This is a genomic window from Gluconobacter cerinus (assembly GCF_002723935.1).
Taxonomy (GTDB): Bacteria; Pseudomonadota; Alphaproteobacteria; order Acetobacterales; family Acetobacteraceae; genus Gluconobacter; species Gluconobacter cerinus.
The window spans coordinates 1-4,029 of record NZ_BEWM01000032.1; the positions used below are offsets into that span (position 1 = coordinate 1).

At 48.2% G+C, this 4,029-nt stretch carries 4 protein-coding genes; 1 reads left to right on the top strand and 3 read right to left on the bottom strand.

Going from position 1 to position 4,029, the window contains the following annotated elements; all coding sequences use genetic code 11:
• Positions 1 to 351 precede the first annotated feature (351 nt).
• The gene (locus GCE01_RS16395; RefSeq protein ID WP_099213692.1) at positions 352 to 1,182 is read left to right on the top strand and encodes an IS5 family transposase; all 831 of its coding nucleotides are present in this window, start codon (positions 352 to 354) and stop codon (positions 1,180 to 1,182) included.
• A gap of 494 nt (positions 1,183 to 1,676) precedes the next feature.
• Here GCE01_RS16395 and GCE01_RS16405 read toward each other — a convergent pair whose 3' ends face one another.
• The 3 genes from GCE01_RS16405 to GCE01_RS16415 form a co-directional block, all read right to left on the bottom strand.
• Complete coding sequence (locus tag GCE01_RS16405) at positions 1,677 to 2,984, bottom strand: pesticin C-terminus-like muramidase (protein ID WP_099213690.1); 1,308 nt, start codon at positions 2,982 to 2,984, stop codon at positions 1,677 to 1,679.
• Positions 2,985 to 3,265: 281 nt separating this feature from the next.
• Entirely contained in the window at positions 3,266 to 3,679 is a 414-nt protein-coding gene (locus tag GCE01_RS16410) for a hypothetical protein (RefSeq protein WP_244591285.1), read from the bottom strand.
• A complete protein-coding gene (locus GCE01_RS16415) occupies positions 3,676 to 3,930 on the bottom strand; it encodes a type II toxin-antitoxin system prevent-host-death family antitoxin (protein WP_099213691.1) in 255 nt (84 codons plus the stop codon). Before GCE01_RS16415 ends, GCE01_RS16410 begins: the two co-directional genes overlap by 4 nt.
• Positions 3,931 to 4,029 lie beyond the last annotated feature (99 nt).

The following is a 4,029-nucleotide window of genomic DNA, read 5'->3' on the forward strand; positions in this document are numbered from 1 at the left end:
CCCGGAGGCGGCTTTGTTGCAGGAGAAGCGCGAGGCCATGGCGGCCCTTGAGGCGGATCTGGCAGCCGATACGCAACGCCGTAAGGACGCGGAAGAGGCTGAAGCAAATGCTGCGGTGGACAAAACAGAAGGAGCACTGACAGAAATGTAAAAACACAATTTACAATTTTCTATTGTTTTCCATCAATCTCCCACGGACGTGTCTGTTTGTACTTAACTATATGAACAGACACTTGTATCCGAGTTTAGTAACTTCAATAAAAAAATTTTCTTAGTGTCTGACCGGAAATGAGTTGAGTGATTTCAGCAGGTTATGATTCATGGGTTTTGCGAGAACCGGATGAGATCAAGATGGCCCGGACTGAAATTACCCGAGCGCAGTATCGCCGGGACGACCTAGAGTATACAAGCGACCTGCGTGATGCGGAGTGGGCGCTGATTGCGCCGCTGACGCCCGAGAGGAAACGAATGGGGAGACCCCGACGTACGGATTTACGCCGCGTCATGGAGGCGATCCTCTATATCGTCACTACGGGCTGCCAATGGCGACAATTGCCGCGCCACTTTCCCGCCTTCACGACCGTGCAGGGCTATTGCTACCGTTGGATCCGCGAGGGACGGTGGGAAGCCATGAACCATATTCTCGTGATCCTGTCGCGTGAGCAGGACGGGCGATACGCCATGCCTTCGGTGGGCATTATCGACAGCCAGTCGGCTAAAACCGCTGAAAACGGGGGCCCACGCGGTTATGACGCGGGCAAGAAGATCAAGGGACGCAAGCGGCATATCGCGACCGACACGCTGGGTCATGTCGTGGCGGCTGTCGTGCATCCCGGCGACGTTCAGGATCGTGACGGCGCGCCGCTGGTAGCGTCCAGGATACGCTCATTGTTCCCCTGGCTTCGCCATCTGATCGGGGACGGAGGGTATGTCGGCAAGAAGTTGCGTGGGGCGCTGGCTGAACTCGGCCGATGGACGGTCGAGATCGTCAAGCGCCGCGATCGAGCCGAAGGCTTCGTCGTCCTGGCCAAACGCTGGATCGTGGAGCGCAGCTTTGCATGGCTCGGACGCTGCCGCCGCCTCACGAAGGATGTCGAGGCAACAATATCGTCATCCTGCGCGTGGTTGATGATCGCCCATATCCGCAGATTTCTGCGGAAAATCAATCAAGTCGCTTTCTGATTCAGACAGTTAGATAGTGTTTCAGTTATAAAATATGAGTTCAGCCGCGCACGTACAGTCTCTAAGTAGTTATACGTTCGGACCTGTGCAGCTCTCATTACTCCTAAAAGAGTCGGCTACATAAAGAGATTTTCCACCTTCCGTTTTTTTTGTGTGGAGACGCTCAATTTGCGAAGAGAGATAGTGTGCGTCTTTTAGTCCCTGGTCAGTAAAACATATGACCAAGTGCTCTTTATCGACTTGTATCAGCTTTATATTGTATAACCACCGTCCATCTCGCGATATGTAAGTCGTTGAATTTTGGGAGGTGTCTTTGGTAATCCAACCAAGATCTTTCACCGTAGTACCTGAAGGAAGGTGTCTTGGGCCAAGAGAGTTGGCAAAACTGGAAAGATCAATTTTCGAAAAAACAGATGTGCTATCGTGGGAAATGCCGTCTGCAAATACGGGTCCAGATATGATAAATATTAACGATAATAGCGATAAGAATACTTTCATTTTAGAAGACCTAAATTAATATCTTGTTGAATTAAATCTGCTTCTGCGTTTCGACGAGTAGGATATGCGTCATCAAAGTTTCGTAACTCTGACACTGCCTGAGACCAATTACCAGACGTAATTTCGCTCCAGAAATTCGGTGTAGCTTTGGCCAAATCTCCATATTGATAATTTATGTCGTCGATCGCAGTTTTTGTCTCTATGGGCAGTTCGTTGAAGTTGCCTCCTGTTGCCGAGTTGTAAGCGCCTTGTACCGCCTGAGCGAATGACTTCTCTGCAGCAATGCTCGCTGCATCGGCATCCGTGGACGACAGCGAGAGCGGTGCTGAATCCAGAGCAGATTGCGCATCTTGCCCTTTGAGGCCTAGATATGGAGATAGGGCGCTGATAATGCTGTCGCTAATTCCCATTTTCTGTAACGACGTTACTGTCTTATTGCCCAAATCAAGACCAACACCAATGGTGACTCCTGAATTACTAGATGGTTTTCCAGCGGCGTCTTTTGGTACATATCCGTTAGAGCTATATCCCTCTCTAGCCTTTAAGAAAACGTTATCGACTATAGGTAAGGCTTCTTTTCGAAGTTCAAGCCCCCTAACCACATCATCTAAGGTAGATGTTGCTGCGTTAGGCTGGCCCGAATATTTATTTTGATTAATAATATCCAAAGCAGTTTTCATTTGTTCATCGGTTAGGTCAGAAGTGCCAAATATTTCTTTAGCTATTTCTTGCCTATTTTTTACCAACCAGTCTAAAGCTATTGCCGTTGCGCCTAATCCGCCTGTTTGATCAATCGGCACACTGGCAGGATTAATGCTACCATTATTAATAGGGTTAGGTGATCCTGTAACAATCACGTGTTCAGGGGCACCAGCCTCAACACTACTGTATACAGTAGCTACTGGCGCATTTGATAATATTGATTCGTTTGTATTTTCAATATTAAGTGTAGATTGAGTCGTTGAAAATCCTAAATGAGTATTGTTCTCTATGTATGGTAAATTTTGGGGACTAGATTTTAGATGAAGCTGTGGTTGGTGGAGCGCTTTCGGTTGATGATCGACTGTAGAAAGCAATATTGATGCTATTTCAGTGGACGATCGTTTGTATAGATTGTCTATGATGACGGCTTTAGACGCTAAGGCGCCTTGAGTATGAGCATTTTCCAACCCAGCCGTCCTGAGATGAATGTCTGACTGCGCATTAGTGATCCCCATATGTGAGCCCATCGAAAAGTGATCTGAGTGATGAGGACCTACAAAATTGTGAGATTGCTGCGCGCCACCACCAATAAGATGATCCATATGCTAAATGTCCTACGGTAATTAATTGAACTGCGAATCACTCGCATTCGTATCTGTTAGGTGGACATATTCCGTTACACGGGACCAACTCAAAAATATGTGATAGCAATTTATTGGAGGCGTAACATATTGATAAACATCATTAATTTAATTATTTTCTAAAACAAATCAAAATCGAGGGGAAGTTACTGGAAGATGGTGAAGCGGATTGACCGTAAGCATCCGTTCATTTTCAATACGTCACGACGGACAACGTATTGATGCCGGGCGTGAGCCGGTGTTTATGGATAGCGAGAAATGCGTCGTGCCGTAGGTAGAAGGTCGCGGAATTGTGTCAATACAGGGCGCATGAACGCGTCACTGAACTGACCAATGGATGAGGTTTGCTGCAAGTAGTACGACCTAGCGGTCAGATCGAGATTGTACTCGTCCAGCAGGATCCACTGGCGCAGTTCCTGGTCGAGGCCAGCACGCTTCTTTTCGGTTGCTGGCACTTCAACAGCGATGCGTATTGCAGACGGCTGCTTCGTTGTCAGAGGAAGCAGCAGAATATATTGACGATCGTCACGTCCCACAAAGACTGCGGCCACGGCCGTTGGACGATTTTTGCGTCCTTCTGTTTCGCCACTCCCGCTCTGCCAATGCCAGAGATAGGGGTATCGCAGTACCATCCCGGGCCGAAAAGTCTGACTCATCGTTCTTTGTGGGTTTCCAACAGGTATCCGTCAATCGCATTTGCTACATCGTGGGCCAGATCCTGAGGCATTTCCGTAGTGGCACCGGCAGTACGCTCTGGTGCGTTTCCCACCAATGCCTCGTATTGTTCGACACTTAGCATGACCAAGCGTGGTTTGCCGCGCTGATTAATTGAAATTGGCCCTTGCAGGGCGCTGGCAATGATGTCTCCGGATTTGCGGGACAAATCGCTTGTCGAGAATGTGCGCATAGCGTTCTCCTTTATTTGCATAAAATACAGCACTCACAGATTTGCTGCAAATTCTGAAAGAAAAGTGCTTTGCAAGGGTGAAGGACAAGAAGGAAAGGC

Coding starts and splice junctions, on each gene's coding strand:
- GCE01_RS16395 (WP_099213692.1), top strand. CDS start 352: ATGGCCCGGACTGAAATTACCCGAGCGCAGTATCGCCGGGACGACCTA.
- GCE01_RS16405 (WP_099213690.1), bottom strand. CDS start 2,984: ATGGATCATCTTATTGGTGGTGGCGCGCAGCAATCTCACAATTTTGTA.
- GCE01_RS16410 (WP_244591285.1), bottom strand. CDS start 3,679: ATGAGTCAGACTTTTCGGCCCGGGATGGTACTGCGATACCCCTATCTC.
- GCE01_RS16415 (WP_099213691.1), bottom strand. CDS start 3,930: ATGCGCACATTCTCGACAAGCGATTTGTCCCGCAAATCCGGAGACATC.